Source organism: Pseudoalteromonas sp. GB56, from assembly GCF_054923835.1.
In genome coordinates this window covers 2,003,939-2,026,938 of sequence record NZ_JBPCHK010000001.1, presented here as the reverse complement: position 1 = coordinate 2,026,938, position 23,000 = coordinate 2,003,939, and the positions used below count along the sequence as shown (strand labels likewise).

The window sequence follows — 23,000 nt, the reverse complement described above, 5'->3', positions numbered from 1 at the left end:
ATAGTCGTGACCGTAAGTTATCGCCTTTCAATTCAATTAACGCCTTGTCAATGCTAAATTAACCATGAATTAATGGGAGACCAACAAGTCAAATCAAGGAAATACAATGAAAAAAATGACGCTCAGCGCAATTAGCATGGCTGTAATGTTGTCACTTAGTGGTTGTGCAACAACTTCTGATAGCAATACAACTGCTTCGACAGTACAAGGTAGTAGCCAAGCAGCAAACCTTCCGTTTGTAGACATTAAATACGATTCTTTCACCCTAGATAACGGTTTGACTGTTATCGTTCACACTGACCGCAAAGCACCAATCGTAGCGGTAAACGTTTGGTATGACGTGGGTGCAAAAAATGAGAAAGTCGGTAAAACTGGCTTTGCTCACTTATTTGAACACCTGATGTTCAACGGCACAGAAAACTACGACGACGAGTATTTCGGTCCGTTCGAACGCGCTGGTGCTACTGAGCAAAACGGAACTACTAACTCCGATAGAACCAACTACTTTGAAAACGTCCCTACTCCTGCTCTAGATATGGCATTGTGGATGGAATCAGAGCGCATGGGTCACCTGCTAGGCGCAATCACACAAGAGAAACTTGATGAACAACGTGGTGTAGTGCAAAACGAAAAGCGTCAAGGTGAATCTCAACCATATGGCACAATGTGGGACAATATTTGGAAATACACCTTCCCACAAGGTCACCCATATTCATGGTCAGTTATTGGCTCAATGGAAGATTTAAATGCCGCGTCACTTGAAGACGTGCACCAATGGTTTAAAGATTATTATGGCCCGAATAACGCAGTGCTTGTTCTCGCAGGTGATATTGATGTTGAAACAGCCAAACAAAAAGTAGGCAAGTATTTTGGTGACATCAAACCTGGTAAACCTGTCGGCAAACTTGACAAGTGGATTGCAAAACGTGATGAGCAAACGCGCTTAACTATCCAAGACCGAGTACCTGCTTCTCGTATCGTAAAAGTGTGGAACACCGCTGAAAAAGGCAGTGTTGATGGTGAATACCTGTCATTGCTAAGCGATGTGTTAGCGGGTGGTAAGAATTCACGTCTTTACCAACGTTTAGTATACGATGAACAACTTGCTTCGAGTGTATTTGCATTCAATTATCAACGTAAACTTGCTGGCCAAATCATGATTGGTGCTGATGCGTTAGATAAAGCCAATATCGATAAAATCGAAGCAATCGTTGATGAAGAAGTAGCACGTATCATCGCTGAAGGTCCAACTGCTGATGAGCTTAACCGTATCCGCTTTGCTAATGCAGCAGGCTGGGTTAAGCGTGTTGAAGGTGTAGGTGGTTTCGGTGGTAAATCGGATGTACTCGCATCTGGGGCTGTATACCACGGCGATCCTGCTTTCTATAAAGAAGCGTTCGACATCATGGCAAGTGCCACACCAAGTGATGTAAAGCAAGCCGCACAGCGTTGGTTGAGCGACGGTGACTTTGTACTTACGGTTCACCCATTCGATAAACTAACCGCGAAAGAAGAAGGTGTTGACCGCTCAACAGGTGTACCAAGTGCTGGTGACGTACCGGCTCTTGAACTACCAAGCGTGTCGAGCTTTACCCTAAGCAACGGCCTTGAAGTAGTATTAGCACAACGCACAGATACGCCAGTTGTAAACGTACGTCTTGATATCAGCGCAGGCACAGCGACGGATGCAAATAACCTACCGGGTGTTGCCAATTTCGCTGCAGGTATGATGGACGAAGGTGCTGGTGAATATGATGCACTTCAACTTGCTGGTGAACTAGAAAAACTAGGTGCGTCGATCTCAACCAACGCAAGCCTTGATAGCACGTCTATTTCGATGTCTGCAATGACCGTGAATTGGCAGCCTAGCCTTGAGATCTTTGCTGATATCTTGCAGCGCCCTACTTTCGCAGACAGCGATATTGAGCGCGTACGTAAGCTTATTCTTCAAGGTATCAAGCAGGAAAAAGCGCAACCTGCGAATAACGCTCTACGTGTATTGCCACCATTACTATATGGCGAAAATCACCCATATGGTAAGCCTCTAACAGGTTCAGGTACTGAGGAATCGGTCGCTAAAATCAGTCGTGACGACCTACTGGCTTTCACTAACAAGTGGATCCGTCCAGACCTTGGCCGTTTGGTGGTTGTGGGTGATATTGACCAAGCACAGCTTAAATCTTCTCTTGAATCTGCACTGGCTTCTTGGGAAAAGCCAGCCTCAGCGGCACCTACTTTAGATATTCCAAACGTTGCAGCCGCACAAACTGCTCGCGTATTCGTATTGGATAAGCCAGAGTCTCCTCAGTCTCTGATCATCTCAGGTGTATTAGCGCCTAACTCGAAAGAGCTAAGTGCGCAAGACGAGGTGAATTTAGACATGATGAACACCATTATTGGTGGTAGCTTTACTTCACGTATGAATATGAACCTTCGTGAAGACAAAGGCTGGTCTTATGGCGCGCGTACTATTCTGATGAACACTGACGCGCAGAGCCCATTCTTCGTTTATGCGCCTGTACAAACGGATAAAACTAAAGAGTCTATTCAAGAAATCTTGAAGGAACTGAACGGTTATATCGGTGACAATCCTGCAACTGAAGAAGAATTAGCAAAAGTTGTTTCTAACAAAACGGCTAAACTTCCGGGTCGCTACGAGAAAAAATGGTCGCTACTGAATGCACTTGCTGATGCGTATGACAATGGCCGCGATGTCACTTACTTAGAAAACTACGCAAATCTAGTACGTACACCGGATACAGCAACGATCGCGCAAGAAGCCAAAAAAGTGATTAAGCCAGGCCAATTGACTTGGGTTATCGTTGGCGACGTAGCGAAAATCAAAGACCAAATCGAAAGCTTAAACCTAGGTGAAGTAACCTACCTAGATTAAGATTTGATTTAGTTAATATACATAAAAGCCCCAATTCGTTGGGGCTTTTTTATTGAAAAGCCTATATTAATACCTTTTATCAATTGATTACACTGAAAGGTGTGTGGCAGACTTAAACTCAGACCTCTAAGGCTATGTAAATAACTCGATATCAAATAGGTATACAATTGTATTTTCAATCCATCGTTTTAATATTTTGCTTACTTATTATTAAATGTGCAAATGCGCATAGTGGCAGAACAAATCTTTCAGGATGCCATAACAACAAAAAAACTGGTGGGTATCATTGTCACAATAAAAAACTACCTCACAACTCAGCTAAATCGTATACATCCTTATCGTCAAATTCAAAGTCACCTGTGGCGCAAAATAGCAGTAACGAATTTTCCTGGGCATTAGTAATGCAAATTCAAAAAAAATTAAATCTCCTTGGTTATGACGCCGGCCCAGAAGACGGCAAAATGGGAACAAGAACGAAAAGTGCAATAATGGCATTTGAAAAAGACAACAAAATGGAGGTTCAAGGTTTACCATCAAACTATCTGCTTAATGCCTTATATAACGCCACTATAATGAAAGGCAATTCCAGAACTTTAAAATAAAGATATACGTGGGTGTTAAGAAGTATCAGATGGCTACTTCGTCACCACGGCAACTTGGTCAAATGGATAGGTGACATTGTACTTTGCGAACAGTTGTTTAAGTTCACCATTGGCAACTAATTGACTAAAACGCACATCCCACTGCGCTTTCAACGCACCACCACGCGCGTTATTGTGAAACGCCAGATAAATGGGTTCTTCATGAAATACTTGGCATGTAACTTGTGAATTTAGTTCCAAATCTTTATCGAGCTCAGCAGTGATCTCAGTCAATGCATCAATAAAAAAATCTACCCGCCCCTTTGCCAACATTCTCAAGCCTTTACTTCTATCTTCAACTTCGTAGAAAACACGGATATCAAAGATTTCATTATAGCCATAGTCGACTACCCATGCAGATGTCCCTGATTTCAATTCAGCAACAGTTGGAAAATTATGGCCATTTCGAACACATACGGAAACATAGTCGACATCGATATAGGTCTTCGAGCGTAATACAAACTGGTCGTCAGCAATCTCTGAGTTATAAACACCAAGCATGATATCAGCATCATGGACATCGAATTGGTTAAATGCGCGGGAATACGTAGTCGCTTCAAAAATCACTTTTTCGTCTTTATACGCACTATTTACAATGTCCCAGTACAAGCCTGTACCATTTTCATGGGTAAAATTTGGCCACATTTCACTGACAACATGTATATCACCATTATGACTACGCGCAACGTTTGACGTCACGGCGAGTAATAATGCGAGCAGCGTACGATAAGGCAGGTTCATCATTGTCAATTAAGGATTAGGCCCATGTTAAGTGTAGCTCAACTCTTTATGTTTCAAGGGCATATTATGAGGTAGAAATGCAGATTGCTTTATATAACTCACATCTATATTTAAAAAAATAACACCGACAGTAACAGTACGAACGCAGCAACTATCAGAATTTGCTGTTCTTCTTGATGCCGACAAAAAAAAAACCCGCTACAAAAGCGGGTCTTTTTCAATAAAGCAAAGAGATTACCAACCAGTTTTCTCTTTTAGTGCTTTACCGATATCAGCTAGTGAACGCACTGTTTGCACGCCAGCAGCTTCTAGAGCAGCAAATTTTTCGTCAGCAGTACCTTTACCGCCTGCGATGATTGCGCCTGCGTGGCCCATGCGCTTACCTGGAGGAGCCGTAACACCTGCAATGTAAGAAACAACTGGCTTAGTGACGTTTTCTTTGATGTACGCCGCCGCTTCTTCTTCAGCTGTACCGCCGATCTCACCGATCATTACGATAGCTTCAGTTTGCGGATCTTTCTCGAACATCTCTAGTACGTCGATGAAGTTAGTACCAGGAATTGGGTCACCACCGATACCAACACATGTTGATTGACCGAAGCCAGCGTCAGTAGTTTGCTTAACTGCTTCGTAAGTAAGTGTACCAGAACGAGATACAATACCTACTTTACCAGGCTTGTGGATGTGACCAGGCATGATACCAATCTTAGTTTCACCCGGAGTGATAACACCTGGGCAGTTAGGACCGATCATACGAACACCAGTTTCATCAAGCTTAACTTTAACGTCAACCATGTCTAGTGTTGGGATACCTTCAGTGATACAAACGATTAGCTCGATGCCAGCATCGATTGCTTCAAGGATTGCATCTTTACAGAAAGGTGCTGGTACGTAGATAACAGATGCTGTTGCGCCTGTAGCTTCTACTGCGTCACGTACTGTGTTGAACACAGGTAGACCAAGGTGAGTCTGACCGCCTTTACCTGGTGATACACCACCAACCATCTGCGTTCCGTACTCGATAGCTTGCTCAGAGTGGAAAGTACCCTGGCCACCAGTGAAACCTTGGCAGATTACTTTAGTGTCTTTATTAATTAGTACAGACATTATTTGCCCTCCGCAGCAGCAACAACTTTCTGTGCAGCGTCTGTTAGAGATTCTGCAGCGATGATGTCTAGACCAGAGTTCGCTAGAACGTCACGACCTAGTTCAGCATTAGTACCTTCAAGACGTACAACTACTGGAACGTTTACGCCCACTTCTTTAACTGCACCGATGATACCTTCTGCAATCATGTCACAACGTACGATACCGCCGAAGATGTTAACTAGAACAGCTTTAACGTTGTCGTCAGATAGGATGATCTTGAATGCTTCTGCTACACGCTCTTTCGTCGCGCCGCCACCAACGTCTAGGAAGTTAGCTGGCTTACCACCGTGTAGGTTTACGATGTCCATAGTACCCATCGCTAGGCCTGCACCGTTAACCATACAACCAACGTTACCGTCTAGTGCAACGTAGTTAAGTTCCCACTGTGCTGCGTGAGCTTCACGCTCGTCTTCTTGTGAAGGATCGTGCATCGCGCGGATTTTAGGCTGACGGTATAACGCGTTACCATCAACACCGATTTTGCCGTCTAGACAGTGAAGGTTACCTTCGTCTGTGATAACTAGCGGGTTGATTTCGAGAAGTGCGAAATCGTGATCGTTGAACATGTTCGCAAGACCCATGAAGATCTTAACGAATTGCTTCATTTGCGTTGGGTTAAGACCCAATTTGAAGCCTAGTTCACGAGCTTGGTAAGCTTGAGGACCTACTAGTGGATCAATCTCAGCTTTGTGAATTAGTTCAGGCGTTTCTTCTGCAACTTGTTCAATTTCAACACCGCCTTCAGTTGACGCCATGAAAACAACTTTACGAGAAGCGCGGTCAACAACAGCACCAAGATATAGTTCGTTAGCAATGTCTGTGCAGCTTTCAACAAGAATTTTAGCTACTGGCTGACCATTCTCGTCTGTTTGGTAAGTTACTAGGTTCTTACCTAACCAGTTTTGTGCAAACTCTTTGATTTCTTGTTTGCTGTCAGCAAGTTTTACACCACCTGCTTTACCACGGCCACCCGCGTGAACCTGACATTTAACAACCCATTTGTCACCGCCGATTTTATCAGCAGCTTCAGCAGCTTCTTGAGGTGTGTCACATGCATAACCTTCAGAAACTGGTAAACCATATTCGGCAAAAAGTTGTTTTGCCTGATACTCATGCAAATTCATGATGCTTTATCCAATTTTTTGTACTAAAAGAGCTGAATAAATATGCATTTATTCAACCATCCCAAATTGCGCACCTAGTATAGATCCCAAGCCATTGCTTGAAAACCCTAGTAAGACTAAAGGTGGCAAAAAAAAAGCTGCAACACCGGGTTACAGCTTATTTTTTATGCAAACTTTGACAATTAAACGTCAAGTAGAAGACGGGTAGGATCTTCTAGCATTTCTTTGATAGTTACCAAGAAGCCAACTGACTCTTTACCATCGATTTGACGGTGGTCGTATGACAGCGCTAGGTACATCATAGGTAGGATTTCTACTTTGCCATTTACAGCCATCGGACGGTCTTGGATTTTGTGCATACCCAAGATTGAAGACTGTGGTAAGTTGATGATTGGCGTTGAAAGTAGTGAACCAAATACACCACCATTAGTGATAGTGAAGTTACCACCTGTCATATCTTCAACAGTTAGCTTACCGTCGCGGCCTTTAATTGCTAAATCTTTGATGCCTTTTTCGATTTCAGCAAGTGATAGCTTGTCACAATCACGAAGCACTGGTGTTACTAGACCACGCGGTGTAGATACAGCGATGCTGATGTCGAAGTAATTGTGATAAACAATATCATCACCGTCGATTGACGCATTTACTTCTGGGAAACGCTTAAGTGCTTCAACAACTGCTTTCACGTAGAAAGACATGAAACCAAGACGCGTACCATGACGCTTCTCAAATACTTCTTGATACTGCTTACGAAGATCCATGATTGGCTTCATGTTAACTTCGTTGAACGTAGTCAACATAGCCGTTGAGTTTTTAGCTTCAAGCAGACGGTTCGCAATGGTCTTACGAAGACGCGTCATAGGAACACGCTTCTGCGTACGATTGCCAACTGGAGCTGGCGCTGGAGTTGCAGCAGCTGTGCTTTCTTGCTTAGCTGGCGCACTCTTAAGGAACGCATCAACGTCTTCTTTAGTTACACGACCGTTTTTGCCTGAACCTTTGATTTTTGAAGCATCAAGGCCTTTTTCAGCGATAAGACGACGAACTGAAGGAGTAAGTACGTCAGCTGCGCTGTCATCACCCGCTTCTTGGGCCGCTGGCGCAGACGCTGCAGCAGTTGCACTCGCAGTTGCACCCGCTTTCATTGTGCCGATCACTTGCTCAGCCAAAACAGTGTCACCTTCAGCGTGGATGTGCTCACCCATTACGCCGTCTTCGGGAGCAACAACTTCTAGAACAACTTTGTCAGTTTCGATGTCAACTAGGTTTTGGTCACGGCTAACCGCTTCACCCGGTTGTACGTGCCAAGTAGCGATTGTTGCATCAGCAACAGATTCTGGAAGTACAGGAACTTTGATATCCACGTCTTTACCTTCTTGAGCGCCAGCAGCAGGCGCAGCTTTTGTTTCTTCAGATGATGCTGGTGCAGCCGCACCAGCGTCCGCTGCAGCAGCTTCACCGATGATTGCAATAACTTGCTCGGCTAATACTGTTGCACCTTCTTGTTCTTTGATTTCAGTGATCACACCGTCAGCCGGTGCAACAACTTCTAAAACAACCTTGTCAGTTTCGATGTCAACTAGGTTTTGGTCACGACTTACTTTGTCGCCAACACTCACGTGCCATGTTGCAACTGACGCGTCAGCAACTGACTCAGGAAGAACAGGAACCTTAATTTCTGTGGTCATCTCTTATCCCTTATTTCTTAATGGTAAGCGCGTCAGCGACTAACGCTTGTTGTTCTTTAGTGTGTACAGACATGTAACCACATGCCGGTGATGCAGATGCCTTACGGCCAGCGTATGTTAGATTTGCGCCTTGCGGAATTGAATTCCAGAAGTGGTGTTGAGAACAGTACCAAGCACCTTGGTTCTGTGGCTCTTCTTGACACCATACGAAATCTTTAACATGGCTGTAGCGCTCAATGATCTTTTCCATTTCCTGATGTGGGAATGGGTAAAGCTGTTCAACACGCACGATTGCGATGTTGTTAAGCTCAAGCTTACGGCGCTCTTGCAATAGTTCGTAGTAAACCTTACCGCTACAGAACACGACACGTTCAACGTTCTTCGTATCGATATCATCGATTTCGTCGATCATGTTGTGGAACGTGCCCTCTGACAACTCTTCTAGCGAAGACACAGCTAACGGATGACGCAGTAGCGACTTAGGTGTCATAACAATCAGTGGACGACGCAGTGGACGTACTGATTGACGACGAAGCATGGCATAAACCTGAGCAGGTGTTGATGGAACACACACTTGCATGTTGTGGTCAGCACACAGTTGTAAGAAGCGCTCTAGGCGCGCAGAACTGTGCTCAGGGCCTTGCCCTTCATAGCCGTGCGGAAGAAGACATGTTAGACCGCACAAACGGCCCCACTTCTGCTCACCTGAACTAAGGAATTGGTCGAATACAACCTGCGCACCGTTAGCGAAGTCGCCAAACTGTGCTTCCCACATTACTAACGACGTAGGTTCGGCTGTTGCATAACCATATTCAAATGCAAGTACCGCTTCTTCAGATAACACTGAGTCGAACACTTCAAATTTACCTTGTTCTGCAGAAACATGCTGCAGAGGTAAATATGTTGAAGCATCTGTTTGATTGTGTACGACAGCATGACGGTGGAAGAATGTACCACGTCCAGAGTCCTGACCTGTCAAACGGATGTCAGTACCCTCTTCTACGAGCGTTGCATAGGCAAGCGTTTCCGCCATACCCCAATCAAGCATTTTCTCACCGGAAGCCATCAATTTACGGTCGTCGTAGATCTTTTTAACACGTGATTGTGCTTTGTGGTTTTCTGGATAAGAAGCAACTTTCTCACCAAGTGCTTTTAACTTCTCAACAGGAACGCTCGCGTCATACTGCGTGTCCCAATCATGGCCAACAAACTTTGACCACTCAGATGAGTGCTTGGTGTCTTTTTGAATTTCTTCAACAACACAGTTACCGTCGTCTAGACCTACGCGATAAGAATCAACCAGTTGCTTGATTTCATCTTCGCTGTATAGACCTTCGCTGATTAGTTGCTGTGCATAAATCTCGCGAGGTACTGCGTGTTTTTTAATTTTCTGATACATCAACGGCTGAGTTGCATTTGGCTCATCAGCTTCGTTGTGGCCGTGACGACGGTAACAAACTAGGTCGATAACTACGTCACGTTTAAATTGGTTACGGAAATCTAGCGCGATTTGCGTAACGAACGCCACCGCTTCAGGATCATCCGAGTTCACGTGGAAAATAGGCGCCTGAACCATTTTGGCGATATCAGTACAGTAATCAGTAGAGCGTACGTCGTCTTGATTCGATGTTGTGAAACCAACTTGGTTGTTAACAACAATACGAACGCTTCCGCCCACTTTAAAGGCATTTGTTTGAGACATATTGAATGTCTCTTGCACACAGCCTTGACCGGCGATTGCTGAGTCACCGTGAATGGTGATTGGTAGCGCTTTTGAGCCACTTTCACAGGCTAAACGGTCAAGACGAGCACGAACTGAGCCCATAACTACTGGGTTAACGATTTCTAAGTGTGACGGGTTAAATGCAAGTGCCATATGAACACTTCCGCCTGCCGTTGCGAAATCGGATGAATAACCCATGTGGTATTTAACGTCACCTGAGGCAAGTGTGTCGTTGTGCTTACCTGCGAACTCATCGAACAGTGCCGAAGGGTTCTTACCAAGAACGTTCACTAGCACGTTTAGACGACCGCGGTGCGCCATACCAATAACCGCTTCTTGTTGACCACTTTCACCTGCACGGTGAATCAGCTCTTTAAGCATTGGTACGAGTGCATCACCACCTTCTAGAGAGAAACGTTTTGCACCAGGGAATTTAGCACCCAAGTACTTCTCAAGGCCATCCGCTGCGACTAAGCCTTTTAAGATACGTGTCTTAGTGGTGTTGTCGAATTTAGGGCGTGCTTGTACTGATTCCAAACGCTGTTGTAACCAACGCTTTTCTTCAGTCGATGTGATGTGCATGTATTCCGCACCAATTGAACCACAATACGTAGTTTTCAGTGCGTGATATAAGTCACCCAGTTTCATCATGTCACCGCCAGCAGCGAATGAACCTACATAAAACTCGGTGTCAAAATCTTCTTTCGAAAGGCCGTGGAACTCTAAATCTAAGTCGCGTACGCGCTCACGCTGCCAAAGACCCAATGGATCTAAGTTTGCGTTTTGGTGACCACGGAAGCGGAAAGCGTTGATAAGTTGCAGAACTTTAATTTGTTTAGGATCGCCCTGACCCCCTTCTGCGATTACTACTTCCCGATGTTTGTTTTTTGCCAGCTCGGCGAATTCGGCTTTAACCTGTGAATGCTTAGTTTCAACATCCACGCCTTCCACTTTTGGAAGTTGCTCGAACACTTCACGCCATTGCTCTGGCACTGAAGTCACATCATCAAGATATGCTTCATAAAGCTCCTCAACATACGCAACGTTGCCGCCGTATAGATGAGAAGACTCTAGCCATGCCTTCATCACACCATCGTGCATTTATAAGCCCTTTTATCTAGCGCAGATTTACATTTTAGGCTTACTCATTACTGAGTAAGTGATCAAAGAATGGCCAGACAGACGTCTAGCCATTCTTAGCGTTATTATGCCCTTAAACTGAACGATTAAGAAGCATTGATTTGATTTGGCCAATCGCTTTTGTCGGGTTCAAGCCTTTCGGACAAACGTTGACACAGTTCATGATATTGTGACAACGGAACACGCTGAAAGCGTCATCCAAATCAGCCAAGCGTTCTTCAGTTGCTGTGTCACGGCTATCCGCTAAGAAGCGATAAGCGTGAAGCAAGCCCGCTGGGCCAATAAACTTGTCAGGGTTCCACCAGAAACTCGGACAAGAAGTCGAACAACACGCACACAAGATACATTCGTATAAGCCGTCAAGCTTATCACGTTCTTCGATTGACTGAAGACGCTCACCTGCAGCTGGCGTATCATTAATTAGGTACGGTTTTACTTTTTCGTATTGAGTATAGAACTGAGTCATGTCAATTACGAGGTCACGTACAACCGGTAGACCTGGTAGAGGACGGATCACAATCTTACCTTTACCGTTGCTTTGCAATGCTGAAAGCGGGGTAATACATGCAAGACCGTTTTTACCGTTCATGTTCACGCCATCAGAACCACACACACCTTCACGACAAGAGCGACGGAAAGAAAGTGTTGGGTCTTGCTCTTTAAGAAGAAGCAAAGCGTCAAGCACCATCATGTCACGACCTTCTTCCACTTCTAACGTGTAGTCTTGCATGCGTGGCGCGTTATCCACATCTGGATTGTAACGATAAACAGAAAATTCTAAAGTTGCCATCGTCATCTCTCCTAGTAAGTACGAGCTTTAGGTGGGAATGCTTCACGCAATTTAGGCGCGTAGTTTACGTCACGTTTTGACATCTGCTCTGTCTCAGGATTGTAGATACTGTGACATAACCAGTTGTCATCATCACGCTCTGGGAAGTCAAAGCGAGAGTGTGCACCACGGCTTTCTGTACGGAAGTTTGCAGCAACAGCAGTTGAATAAGCTGTTTCCATTAAGTTGTCTAGCTCAAGACACTCGATACGTTGCGTATTGAAATCGCTTGATTTGTCATCAAGACGAGCAAACTGCAGACGTTCTTTAATTTCTTTAAGCTCTTTAAGACCAGTCGCCATTGAGTCACCTTCACGGAATACCGAGAAGTTAAGCTGCATGCACTGTTGAAGGTCTTTCTTAATTTGTACTGGGTCTTCACCTTGACCAGGTGTCGATGTTTCCCAACGATTGAAACGTGCAAGCGCACCATCAATGTTGTCGCTAGACGCATCACGCTGCGCTTGGTAATCGTTAAGGTAAGTACCCAAGAAGTTACCCGCTGCACGGCCGAATACCACAAGGTCAAGTAGTGAGTTACCACCAAGACGGTTAGCACCGTGTACAGATACACAGGCAATCTCACCTACTGCGAATAAACCTTCTACAAGTTTCTCGTTACCAGCGTCGTCTACGTTCAGCACTTGACCGTTAACGTTTGTCGGTACACCACCCATCATGTAGTGACATGTTGGGATTACTGGAATTGGCTCTTTAGCTGGGTCAACGTGTGCGAATGTTTTCGCAAGATCACATACACCAGGTAGACGTAAATTAAGCGTTTCTTCACCAAGGTGATCGAGCTTAAGTTTGATGTGTGGACCCCAAGGACCTTCACAGCCACGACCTTCACGGATCTCTGTCATCATTGAACGAGCAACAACGTCACGAGACGCTAAATCTTTTGCATTTGGCGCATAACGCTCCATGAAGCGTTCGCCGTCTTTGTTTAGAAGGTAACCACCTTCACCACGACAACCTTCAGTTACAAGTACACCCGCACCTGCGATACCGGTTGGGTGGAACTGCCACATTTCCATGTCTTGCATAGAAACGCCAGCACGTGTTGCCATACCCACACCGTCACCTGTGTTGATGTGTGCGTTAGTAGTCGATGCGAAGATACGACCAGCACCACCCGTTGCAAGTACAACAGCTTTAGATTTGAAGTAAACAACTTCGCCAGTTTCGATGTCGATTGCAGTACAACCAACAACTGCACCATCGTCGTTTTTAACTAGGTCTAGTGCATACCACTCAGAATATACGTTTGTTTGGTTTTTAACGTTCTGTTGGTATAGGCAGTGAAGTAGCGCGTGACCTGTACGGTCTGCTGCCGCAGCTGTACGAGCAGCTTGCTCACCACCGAAGTTTTTAGACTGACCACCAAATGGACGCTGATATACGCGACCGTTCTCAAAACGAGAAAATGGAAGACCCATGTTTTCAAGTTCGGTGATAGCTTCAGGACCTGTTTTACACATGTATTCGATAGCGTCTTGGTCACCGATATAATCAGAACCTTTTACGGTATCGTACATGTGCCATTCCCAGTTATCTTCGTGCGAGTTACCTAGCGCTACGGTGATACCACCTTGAGCTGATACTGTGTGAGAACGAGTTGGGAAAACTTTAGAGATTAGGGCACAAGACTTGCCCGATTCAGTGATTGCTAGTGCTGCACGCATGCCTGCGCCTCCTGCACCGATTACAACCGCATCAAATTCGCGAACTGAATATTTCACTTAAACACCCCATAGAACGAATAGGCCAATTACTACGTAAGTAAGTGCCATTAGGTTTAATACGAAACCAAGGAACGCGCGTAACTTTGCGTTCTTAACATAGTCAGTCAGTACCTGCCAAAGGCCAATACGTGCGTGAACCATGATGCAAGCAAGCGCCACAAGCGTGAACACTTTCATTGCTAGGTTACCAAATAGGCCTGACCATGCGTCGTAGGTTAATGCTGGAGTGCAAAGCAAATAACCAATAATAAATAGTGCGTAAGAGCTAATGACTAGCGCAGTTGCACGAAGAGATACGAAATCCTGAACGCCATTGCGCTTAAGAGATGCTTGATTTAAGACCATAGCCAAACTCCCGCTAAAACAGCAACAATTACCCACAACACAAAACCCGCTTTCGCTGTCGCGTTAGCTGAGTCTAGTTCTTTCCACGGGCCCAAATCTTGGACTAAGTGGCGTACACCTGCGATGAAGTGATACGAAAGAACGGTGAGGGTACCCCAGGCGATAAATTTGGCAACAAACCCGGTTAACAGGCTTTTGACAAATTCAAATCCTTCCGGAGAAGATAAAGACTCAGCCCATGCCCAAATCACAAAGGTCAAGGCAAAGAACATTGCTACACCGGTGACACGGTGAAGAATAGAAGCTTTGGCCGTTGCTGGCATAGAGATGGTCGTTAAATCGAGATTTACAGGTCTTTGCTTTTTCACAGTTACTTGCCCATCTTGCTCACATTGAAAAATAGAGCCATCTACATTGTTTTTATAACCATTTATGTATCACTACATAAATGCGCTCACAGAAATAAACCGCAGACATGCAAAACATTCACTTTATGTATTCGACTTTAAAGCGAATTTTCATCAAGCTGTCATTGACGATTTACTCAAAGACGTTACGGTATTGAACCTCCGACAGTATATAAGTCTGCAGAGGATATTACAATTCTTGTTTAGTGTGAGAGGTTTGCGAATTAGCCATTGGTATAATATTTAATCTACGAGGAATATTTATTATACGAATATGCATTAAAATTGACTTTCTACCCCTCTTGTACGTTAGAATGATCGGAATTTGCTTAACATTAGTATCATGATGACAGCGTCGGCTGTTGTTTTTATTAGGAGATAAATAGATGGCAGATAAGAAAGCCACAGTTCATATCGATGGACACGACCCAATTGAGCTTCCAATTTATGAAGGCACAGCGGGTCAGGACGTTATTGACGTCCGTACCTTGGGTTCACACGGTTATTTCACTTATGACCCAGGTTTCATGTCAACTGGCTCTTGTGACTCATCTATCACCTATATCGACGGTGCTAAAGGTGTACTTCTACACCGTGGTTACCCGATTGATCAATTAGCTGAAAGCTCAAACTATGTAGAACTTTGCTACTTACTTCTTAACGGCGAGTTACCTACTGAAGCTGAACTTGAGAAGTTTTCAAAGTCAATCACGCTAAGCACAATGGTGCACGAAAAAGTGGCAGCCTTCTTCCAAGGTTTCCGAGTTGATGCACACCCAATGGCAATGCTGTGTGGTGTGGTTGGCGCGATGTCTTCTTTCTACCACCAAGACCTTGATATTTCTGACCCAGCACAGCGCAAGCGCAGTGCAATCCGTCTAGTAGCGAAACTGCCTACTATCGCAGCAATGGCTTACAAATATACGATTGGACAACCATTCGTATACCCACGTAACGACTTAAGCTATGCAGAAAACTTCCTACACATGATGTTCTCTGTACCGTCAGAAGAGTACAAAGTAAGTCCAACGCTTGCCAAAGCAATGGACCGTATCTTTATGCTTCACGCTGACCACGAACAAAATGCTTCGACGTCAACAGTGCGTATCGCTGGTTCTTCTGGCGCTAATCCTTACGCGTGTATCGCTGCGGGTATCGCATCACTTTGGGGTCCTGCGCACGGCGGCGCTAACGAAGCATGTTTGAACATGCTCAAGCAAATCGGTTCAGTTGACAACATCGACGAGTACATTGCGAAAGCGAAAGACAAGAACGACCCGTTCCGTCTAATGGGCTTCGGTCACCGTGTTTATAAGAACTTCGACCCTCGTGCTACGGTAATGCGTGAAACATGTCACGAAGTACTAAAAGAATTAAACATCGAAGATCCACTTCTAGATGTAGCAATGCGTCTTGAGCAAATTGCCCTAGAAGACCCATACTTCGTTGAGAAGAAGCTATACCCGAACGTTGACTTCTACTCAGGTATCATTCTTAAGGCAATTGGTATCCCAACAAGCATGTTCACTGTAATCTTTGCAATGGCGCGCACTGTTGGTTGGATCTCACACTGGGATGAAATGCTGTCTCAGCCTGGTCACAAGATCAGCCGTCCACGTCAGTTATACAAAGGCGCGACAAAGCGTGATTACGTATCGACTGACAAGCGTTAATCACGCTTAGAATATTCAAGAAGGCCGCTATTTTAGCGGCCTTTTTTATTGCCATTTCAAAGCAAATCTCTACAATATTCGCCACACTCAGCTCATCTGTATTAGCCCTTAGTTATGTTCGATATCGATACCATTCGCAAAGACTTTCCTGCCCTAGCCCACCATGCCCAAAACCAATTGGTGTATTTGGACTCTGCAGCGACAAGTCAAAAGCCACAATGCGTTATCGACACACTCAACCGCTTTTACAGTGAAGAAAATGCCAATGTACATCGTGGTGCGCACCGCCTAAGCCAATCAGCAACGAGGGCCTATGAAGACGCGAGGACCAAAGTCAGCCGCTTTATTAACTGCAATGCAAATGAGCTGGTGTGGACCAAAGGTGCGACTGAATCCATTAACCTAGTCGCTTATGGATTGACTCCTCATATTGGTAAAGGCGATATCATCCTCATTTCGCACCTTGAGCATCACGCCAATATCGTTCCCTGGCAACAACTAGCCAAGCGCACAGGTGCCGTAGTTAAAGCGTTGCCAATTGACGAAAAAGGCGTGTTAAAAGTCGCTGAATCCATCACATTGATTGAACAATTGAAACCGAAAGTATTGGCAATTAGCCATGCCTCGAACGCTCTGGGTAATATTCAGCCAGTGCGACAATTTATTACAAAGGCAAAACAGCTCGGAACGTTTACTTTAGTTGACGGAGCTCAGTCTCTTTTGCATTTGCGCCCTGATGTTAAAAAGCTAGACTGCGATTTTTTCGTATTTTCTGCGCACAAATGCCTTGGGCCAACGGGCGTCGGTGGTCTTTACGGACGGTATGATATGCTGGAAATGTTGGATGTGTTTCAGTGCGGCGGAGAAATGGTGACCAAGGTCACCATCGAAGAAACCACTTTCAATCCACCACCGAGTAAATTTGAAACTGGCACACCTAATATTGGCGGTATTTTGGGCTTTGCATCTGCAATCGATTACCTCAACGCACTCGATAAAAGTGAATTACTGGCCCATGAACAAGACTTATTTGACCACTTAAAGGTAAAGCTTGCCGGTTTTGAGCAAGTACGATTACTGGGTGACATGGAACATAATATCGGCACAGTCAGCTTCGTTATTGACGGTGAGCATCCTTTCGACCTAGCAACCTTGCTTGATCTGGAAGGTGTTGCCGTGCGTCATGGCCACCACTGTGCTCAGCCGCTCATGGCTGCACTGGGTATCAATGGTACAGTACGCGTCAGTCTGGCGTTTTATAACGATAAAAACGATATCGATATATTTATCAATGCACTCAGTAATACTCTGGAGATGATGGCGTGATTGCAAACAACTATGAATCGTTAAAACAAGAGTTTGTAGCCCTCGGTGCGTGGCAGCAACGTTACCGTGAACTCATGTTACTTGGTAAAAAGTTACCTGTGATGACCAGTGAGCTAAAAGTCGATGATGCTAAAGTCTCCGGCTGTGAGAGTAACGTGTGGATGTATATTGATTTTGACCAAGGTGAAGACAATCTTGTGATCATCGCAGATTCAGACACCCGTATTGTCAAAGGTTTATTGTTTATTATCTTAAGCATGTATCAGGGTAAAACCCCTGCAGAGGTAACAGCCATCAATGCGGAGCAAGAATTTGAAGAGCTAGGTTTGCTCAAACACCTCAGCCCTTCTCGCGGTAACGGCATCAAAGCCATTGTGCAAAAAATCAATCAGTTTGCACAGCAGCACAATTAATTTGTGTGCTGCAATCGAGCTCGCCTATCTAAGTATTTACGCACAGCCTTCGCCGCGGCAAAAAAGCCGAACGTTCCCGTTACCATAGTTGCCGAGCCAAAACCGGTGGCGCAATCCATGTTCATGCTCGAATCTGCGCTTTGTTTAGCTTTGCACACCTGCCCGCGCCCATCGGGATAAACAAGCTGCTCAGTCGAGTAAACGCAATCCACATCGAACTTACGTTTAGGATTTTTACTAAAATTATATTGGTTGCGCAGAATATACCGAACTTTTGCCAACAATGGGTCATGAGTGGTCTTTGCTACGTCGCCAAATTTAATTTCACTCGGGTCAGTCTGACCACCCGCACCGCCTGTGGTGATCACCGGGATTTTATTGCGTTTGCAATGTGCAATCAGCGCCGCCTTTTCTTTTACCGCATCGATGGCATCAATCACGTAGTCAAAGCCTTGAATGTGCTCACGGTAGTTATCCAAGGTAATGAAATCATCAATGACATTGACGATTATTTCAGGGTTAATCAACTCACAACGCGTTTTCATTGCATCAACTTTAGCTTCACCTACGGTTTGTTTGTTGGCGTGAATTTGACGATTGCTATTGGTGACACAGATATCATCTAAGTCAATAAGGGTTAATTGACCAACCCCCGTGCGTGCAAGCGCCTCTGCTACCCAACTGCCAACACCGCCAATGCCAATAACGCAAAAGTGCGCCTCACTTAACCATTGTGTCTGTTGTTGACCATACAGGCGGCCGATACCACCAAATCTAAGTTCATAATCCTGAGTCATATAACTACCAATCTAACTGCCAGGGTTGATTATCACATTGTTGCGCCAATTGCAGAAGATAAGGGCTCATATCCCCCTCAACATTGGCGGCACAAAATTGAAATCGCTGTTGTTTATACTGAAATTCTAATGCATAAGCATGCAAATAGGTACGATCTGCTTCACTTCCACCATAGAGACTATCCCCTAATATTGGGGCAGATAATGACTTCATAGCCACTCTTAGTTGATGGGTTTTACCGCTGTAAGGCTTGAGCACAAAACCCCGCATCTTGGGAGCTAACGAATAAGAATAAAACCGGGTAATGGCGGGGTTTTCGCTGCTTTTTAGCAGCTTATAGGCGCCTCTACGGGCTTTATCCATATCGCCTTTGACCCAACCTTGCTTCTTTTTCGGCTTGGCATCGCTCAGGGCAAGATAAAACTTGTCGACCTGTCGCGCGGCGAACATTTGCGTAAATGTCGCAGCGACATCAGAGCGAGTCGGCAACACTACCAAACCGGAAGTCACTTTATCAAGGCGATGGACTGGGAAAAAGTCGAGCCCAAGTTGCTCAGTAGCAAGTGCAACAAGCCCAGCTTCGCCGTCTTCACTGTGAAAGTTCAAACCCGCTGGCTTGTTGATTACAACGAAATCATCTTCGTGTGCAATGACTTGCAACACACTCATTGCAACGTCGCTATCACACGCTGTAAATCAGCCGGCGTATCCACTCCTGCTGCTGGAACGTGGTGTGCCTGGGCAATTTTTATGGTATAGCCATGATGCAATACACGCAGTTGCTCAAGGGATTCTAACTTTTCTATCGGCGATGGTGTTAGCTCAATATACTGACTAATAAATCCTGCTCGATAGGCGTAAATGCCGATGTGGCGTTGCATATGGCTAATATCAAGCTCACATTGCTTCGCTAGCAATGCGTCGCGATGATAAGGGATGGTTGCGCGTGAAAAATACAGGGCGTTGTTATCTGTATTGCTCACCACTTTCACTGCATTGGGGTTTAATGCTTCTTCAATGTCGATTATGGGTGTCGACAGTGTTGCCATCGGTGCGTCGTTGCCATCAAGTAGTTTCGCTACCTGGCTCACATTCTCTGGTGCTAACAAAGGTTCGTCACCCTGCACATTAACCACCAGCGCGTCATCGCTCAACTGCAATGTTTCCACCACCTCAGCGAGACGCTCTGTGCCCGATTGATGGTCTTCACGAGTCATAACAACCTCAGCGCCAAAACCCACACACACGTCATAAACATCGGGATGATCAGTTGCAATAAAAACGGCTTTCGCACCGGATTCCAAAGCACGTTCATACACATGCTGGATCATCGGCTTGCCGTTTATATCCGCTAAAGGTTTAGCGGGTAGTCGCGTTGACGCGTAACGCGCGGGAATAATGACTACGAATTCCACTTCTCTACCTCTTCGCTGCTCAATTCCCTGGCTTCGTTTTCAAGCAGTACAGGAATATCATCGCGGATTGGGTAAGCAAGTTTCGCTGCTGTACTGATTAGTTCTTGATTCTCTTTGTCAAATTGCAATTTGCCCTTACATACAGGACACGCAATGATTTCAAGCAGCTTGGTATCAAATGCCATTTATAGCACCCCTTTATCTTTCAATAATTTTGTTAGTTGTTGCTCAAGCTGTTCGTTGGGCTTGGCATCAACTCGTAAATAATAACATTGCTCATGCGCAAACGCGCTGCATTTTACCGCATCTTTTTCGGTCATATACACGACCTCGTCTGCTGGAATATCCTCACGAACAAATTTGTGATGATCGCGAAAATGATACGTTTTGGTAACAGCGACCTGATGAGCGCGTAAACTATCGTAAAAGCGTTGTGGATTACCGATTGCACTGAGTGCAACACCGGGCAAAAATGGCGGCACTAACGGCTGTTCGTTAGCAACATTAAATAAACCAGAGACCGCTAGTTGATACGCACAGCCCTCTTGGTGTTCGCCATTAAAAACCACCAAATCAACCTTGTTTAACCGCCACTTGCCTTCACGCAAGGGGCCTGCAGGAATAAGTAAACCATTACCATGTTTTCTTTTTGCATCGATAATACATAACTCGATGTCACGCTCCAGAGCATAGTGCTGCAAACCGTCGTCGCTAAGAATGACATCAATTTGATGCTCGGACACCAAATGTTCGATACTGGCTCTTCTGTTACCACCAATGACAACAGGACAACGCGTACGTTTCGCCAATAATACAGGCTCATCACCACCGACATCAGTAGAGGTGAGTGGGTTTACCTCAAAAGGCGTAACAGGTGGTTGACTACCATAACCGCGAGAAATAACTCCTACCCGTTTACCTTGGCGTTTTAACAATTCAGCTAAATAGATAACCATGGGCGTTTTACCATTGCCGCCCACACTGATATTGCCAATGACAATGACCGGCACGTGGCTGCGATAGCTCTTTTTGATCCCAACACGAAATAGCCATCGATTCATTGCACTGATAAGCCAAAATATGAAGCTCAGTGGCCACATAATAATCGCTAACATTCCCACGGGTTTAAACCATGAAGCCTCTAAACGCTGTGCAACTCCCCTGTGCGTGTTGCTTTGGTCTTGACTCATCCTGCCTCGCCTTGTTGCATTTTTGCAAGTGCGGCGTAGGTACCATCTTGTTCTAAAAGCTGAGTATGTGTGCCCTGCTCAATAATTTGCCCTTTATCCAGCACATAAATACAGTCTGCCTGCTCAATCGTAGATAAACGGTGAGCGATGATGATCGCCGTTTTATCCGCCATCAAAGACTCTAGGGCATTTTGAATGAGCTTTTCAGACTCGGTATCCAAAGCAGAAGTTGCCTCGTCTAGTATTAAAATCGGCGCGTCTTTTACAATTGCACGTGCGATTGCGATACGCTGACGTTGACCACCAGAGAGCATGACACCATCTTCACCTACCGTCGTTTGCAGGCCATCCGGTAACTCTTTTACAAATTCCCAGACATGTGCTTTTTTGGCTACTTCGATTAACTCAGCTTCACTTAACGGCGTTTCTAATCCATACATAATATTGTTAGCGATGGTGTCATTAAACAAAACAACTTGTTGAGAAACGATTGCGAATTGCTGACGTAAGCTTTTAAGCGTATAGGTATCTAGAGGCTCGCCATCGAGCTTTATCGCTTCGCGTTCAGTAACATCATAGTAACGAGGTAACAAGTTCGACAGTGTCGATTTGCCAGAGCCCGAACGCCCTACCAAGGCTATTTTCTCGCCGGCGGCGATTGTCAGGTTGAGCCCTTTTAGTACTGGTTCACTTACACTTGGGTAAGTAAAGTTGAGGTCGAAAACTTCAATACGCCCTTTGGCCTTTTCAATGACCACCGTGCCTGTGTCTTTTTCTACTTCTGTATCGAGCACAGCAAAGATACTTTGTGCCGCTGCAATACCGCGTTGCAATTCACTGTTTACGTTTGACAACTGCTTAAGTGGACGCAACATCAACATCATCGATGAGATAAGGGTTACAAAGGTTCCAGACGTTATGGCATCAATCATTCCAGGCATCGAAATCAACACTAAAATGACGGCCATTGAAGACGCTGCAAGTATTTGTATTACGGATACACTCAACGCTTTTGTGGCATCCATTTTGACTCGTTGGAGACGATTAATATTGTTGACGCGAGCGAAACGTTCTGTTTCTTGTTGTTGACCGTTAAAACCATGGATGACTTTGTGACCAGAGAGCATCTGCTCGGAGCAACGCGTTACATCACCCATGGCGTTTTGTATATTCTTCGAGATTTTACGAAAACGCTTTGAAACTACGCCGACAATCACAGCAACTATAGGTGTAATAACAAGAAATATGAGTGATAACTTCCAACTTGCGCTGAACATAACAACCAGCAAAAACACGACATAAGCACCCTCTCTTACCAGCACCAACAAGGCTTTTGTAATCGCTTGTTGTACTTGTTCTGTATCAAAGGTGATTTTAGAAATAAGTTCGCCGTTAGAATGATTATCATGGAAACTGACGGGCAAATTTAGCATATGTGTGAATAAGTCTTGGCGCAATGAACGCACAACCTGCGAACCGACATAAGCGAGGCAATAGCTTGAAAGAAAGTTAAATGTCCCACGGCCAATGACTAACGCGATAACCACATAAGGCGCCCACGTAAGAACTGTACTATTTCTGTCAGTTAAACCATCGTCGATAAAGGGCTGCATCAACCACACAAAGGTGGCGTCCATTGCTGAATAACCCAACATACCTACCACAGCAACAATTGCTGCGGACTTAAAATCTTTTACATAGCCCAATAGGCGTTTATATGTATTTGTAGCGCTTTCTTGCATAATCTTCTCAAATGA

Annotated in this window: 20 protein-coding genes; 5 read left to right on the top strand and 15 right to left on the bottom strand. The window is 45.0% G+C overall.

The features are described from left to right. Positions 1 to 106 precede the first annotated feature (106 nt). Entirely contained in the window at positions 107 to 2,893 is a 2,787-nt protein-coding gene (locus ACH19P_RS09645) for a M16 family metallopeptidase (protein ID WP_462158367.1), read from the top strand. Positions 2,894 to 3,060: 167 nt separating this feature from the next. Beyond that, on the top strand, positions 3,061 to 3,495 hold the full coding sequence (locus ACH19P_RS09640) for a peptidoglycan-binding protein (RefSeq protein ID WP_462158366.1): 435 nt from the start codon (positions 3,061 to 3,063) through the stop codon (positions 3,493 to 3,495). Between the two features lie 33 nt (positions 3,496 to 3,528). Here ACH19P_RS09640 and ACH19P_RS09635 read toward each other — a convergent pair whose 3' ends face one another. The 9 genes from ACH19P_RS09635 to sdhC form a co-directional block, all read right to left on the bottom strand. Continuing rightward, entirely contained in the window at positions 3,529 to 4,278 is a 750-nt protein-coding gene (locus ACH19P_RS09635) for a substrate-binding periplasmic protein (protein ID WP_462158365.1), read from the bottom strand. A 231-nt stretch (positions 4,279 to 4,509) separates the two neighbouring features. Next, on the bottom strand, positions 4,510 to 5,382 hold the full coding sequence (gene sucD / locus ACH19P_RS09630) for a succinate--CoA ligase subunit alpha (protein ID WP_462158364.1): 873 nt from the start codon (positions 5,380 to 5,382) through the stop codon (positions 4,510 to 4,512). Continuing rightward, complete coding sequence (gene sucC / locus ACH19P_RS09625) at positions 5,382 to 6,548, bottom strand: ADP-forming succinate--CoA ligase subunit beta (RefSeq protein ID WP_462158363.1); 1,167 nt, start codon at positions 6,546 to 6,548, stop codon at positions 5,382 to 5,384. Before sucC ends, sucD begins: the two co-directional genes overlap by 1 nt. Before the next feature lie 182 nt (positions 6,549 to 6,730). Next, positions 6,731 to 8,236, bottom strand: a complete 1,506-nt coding sequence (odhB, locus tag ACH19P_RS09620) for a 2-oxoglutarate dehydrogenase complex dihydrolipoyllysine-residue succinyltransferase (RefSeq protein ID WP_462158362.1) — start codon at positions 8,234 to 8,236, stop codon at positions 6,731 to 6,733. A 10-nt stretch (positions 8,237 to 8,246) separates the two neighbouring features. Continuing rightward, on the bottom strand, positions 8,247 to 11,060 hold the full coding sequence (locus ACH19P_RS09615; protein WP_462158361.1) for a 2-oxoglutarate dehydrogenase E1 component: 2,814 nt from the start codon (positions 11,058 to 11,060) through the stop codon (positions 8,247 to 8,249). A gap of 112 nt (positions 11,061 to 11,172) precedes the next feature. Further along, the gene (locus ACH19P_RS09610; RefSeq protein ID WP_462158360.1) at positions 11,173 to 11,889 is read right to left on the bottom strand and encodes a succinate dehydrogenase iron-sulfur subunit; all 717 of its coding nucleotides are present in this window, start codon (positions 11,887 to 11,889) and stop codon (positions 11,173 to 11,175) included. Between the two features lie 11 nt (positions 11,890 to 11,900). Beyond that, a complete protein-coding gene (gene sdhA, locus ACH19P_RS09605; RefSeq protein WP_462158359.1) occupies positions 11,901 to 13,673 on the bottom strand; it encodes a succinate dehydrogenase flavoprotein subunit in 1,773 nt (590 codons plus the stop codon). Next, positions 13,674 to 14,021, bottom strand: coding sequence for a succinate dehydrogenase, hydrophobic membrane anchor protein (gene sdhD, locus ACH19P_RS09600; RefSeq protein ID WP_462158358.1), 348 nt, complete (start codon positions 14,019 to 14,021; stop codon positions 13,674 to 13,676). It lies immediately after the preceding gene. After that, on the bottom strand, positions 14,012 to 14,389 hold the full coding sequence (sdhC, locus tag ACH19P_RS09595; RefSeq protein ID WP_462158357.1) for a succinate dehydrogenase, cytochrome b556 subunit: 378 nt from the start codon (positions 14,387 to 14,389) through the stop codon (positions 14,012 to 14,014). Before sdhC ends, sdhD begins: the two co-directional genes overlap by 10 nt. A 425-nt stretch (positions 14,390 to 14,814) precedes the next feature. On the opposite strand from sdhC, the gene ACH19P_RS09590 reads away from it, so the two are divergent. The 3 genes from ACH19P_RS09590 (at position 14,815) to ACH19P_RS09580 (ending at position 17,840) form a co-directional block, all read left to right on the top strand. Then, positions 14,815 to 16,101 (top strand): citrate synthase, encoded by a 1,287-nt coding sequence (locus ACH19P_RS09590; protein ID WP_462158356.1) that lies wholly within the window; start codon positions 14,815 to 14,817, stop codon positions 16,099 to 16,101. 114 nt (positions 16,102 to 16,215) lie between these two features. Next, the gene (locus tag ACH19P_RS09585; RefSeq protein WP_462158355.1) at positions 16,216 to 17,427 is read left to right on the top strand and encodes an aminotransferase class V-fold PLP-dependent enzyme; all 1,212 of its coding nucleotides are present in this window, start codon (positions 16,216 to 16,218) and stop codon (positions 17,425 to 17,427) included. Continuing rightward, positions 17,427 to 17,840, top strand: a complete 414-nt coding sequence (locus tag ACH19P_RS09580; RefSeq protein WP_462159335.1) for a SufE family protein — start codon at positions 17,427 to 17,429, stop codon at positions 17,838 to 17,840. The genes ACH19P_RS09585 and ACH19P_RS09580 overlap by 1 nt, the downstream gene beginning before the upstream one ends. Here ACH19P_RS09580 and tcdA read toward each other — a convergent pair. From tcdA to msbA, 6 genes are read right to left on the bottom strand one after another with little or no spacing between them, the layout of a single operon-like run. Further along, positions 17,837 to 18,637 carry a tRNA cyclic N6-threonylcarbamoyladenosine(37) synthase TcdA gene (gene tcdA / locus ACH19P_RS09575; protein WP_462158354.1) on the bottom strand — a complete coding sequence of 267 codons (801 nt, stop codon included), beginning with the start codon at positions 18,635 to 18,637 and terminating at the stop codon, positions 17,837 to 17,839. The two genes, ACH19P_RS09580 and tcdA, sit on opposite strands and share 4 nt — an antisense overlap. 4 nt (positions 18,638 to 18,641) lie before the next feature. Continuing rightward, on the bottom strand, positions 18,642 to 19,307 hold the full coding sequence (locus tag ACH19P_RS09570; protein ID WP_462158353.1) for a TIGR01621 family pseudouridine synthase: 666 nt from the start codon (positions 19,305 to 19,307) through the stop codon (positions 18,642 to 18,644). Continuing rightward, complete coding sequence (kdsB, locus tag ACH19P_RS09565; RefSeq protein ID WP_462158352.1) at positions 19,304 to 20,053, bottom strand: 3-deoxy-manno-octulosonate cytidylyltransferase; 750 nt, start codon at positions 20,051 to 20,053, stop codon at positions 19,304 to 19,306. Before kdsB ends, ACH19P_RS09570 begins: the two co-directional genes overlap by 4 nt. Continuing rightward, complete coding sequence (locus tag ACH19P_RS09560; protein WP_462158351.1) at positions 20,041 to 20,238, bottom strand: Trm112 family protein; 198 nt, start codon at positions 20,236 to 20,238, stop codon at positions 20,041 to 20,043. The genes kdsB and ACH19P_RS09560 overlap by 13 nt, the downstream gene beginning before the upstream one ends. Then, on the bottom strand, positions 20,239 to 21,243 hold the full coding sequence (gene lpxK, locus ACH19P_RS09555; RefSeq protein WP_462158350.1) for a tetraacyldisaccharide 4'-kinase: 1,005 nt from the start codon (positions 21,241 to 21,243) through the stop codon (positions 20,239 to 20,241). It lies immediately after the preceding gene. After that, positions 21,240 to 22,985 carry a lipid A export permease/ATP-binding protein MsbA gene (gene msbA, locus ACH19P_RS09550; protein WP_462158349.1) on the bottom strand — a complete coding sequence of 582 codons (1,746 nt, stop codon included), beginning with the start codon at positions 22,983 to 22,985 and terminating at the stop codon, positions 21,240 to 21,242. The genes lpxK and msbA overlap by 4 nt, the downstream gene beginning before the upstream one ends. Between the last annotated feature and the right edge of the window lie 15 nt (positions 22,986 to 23,000).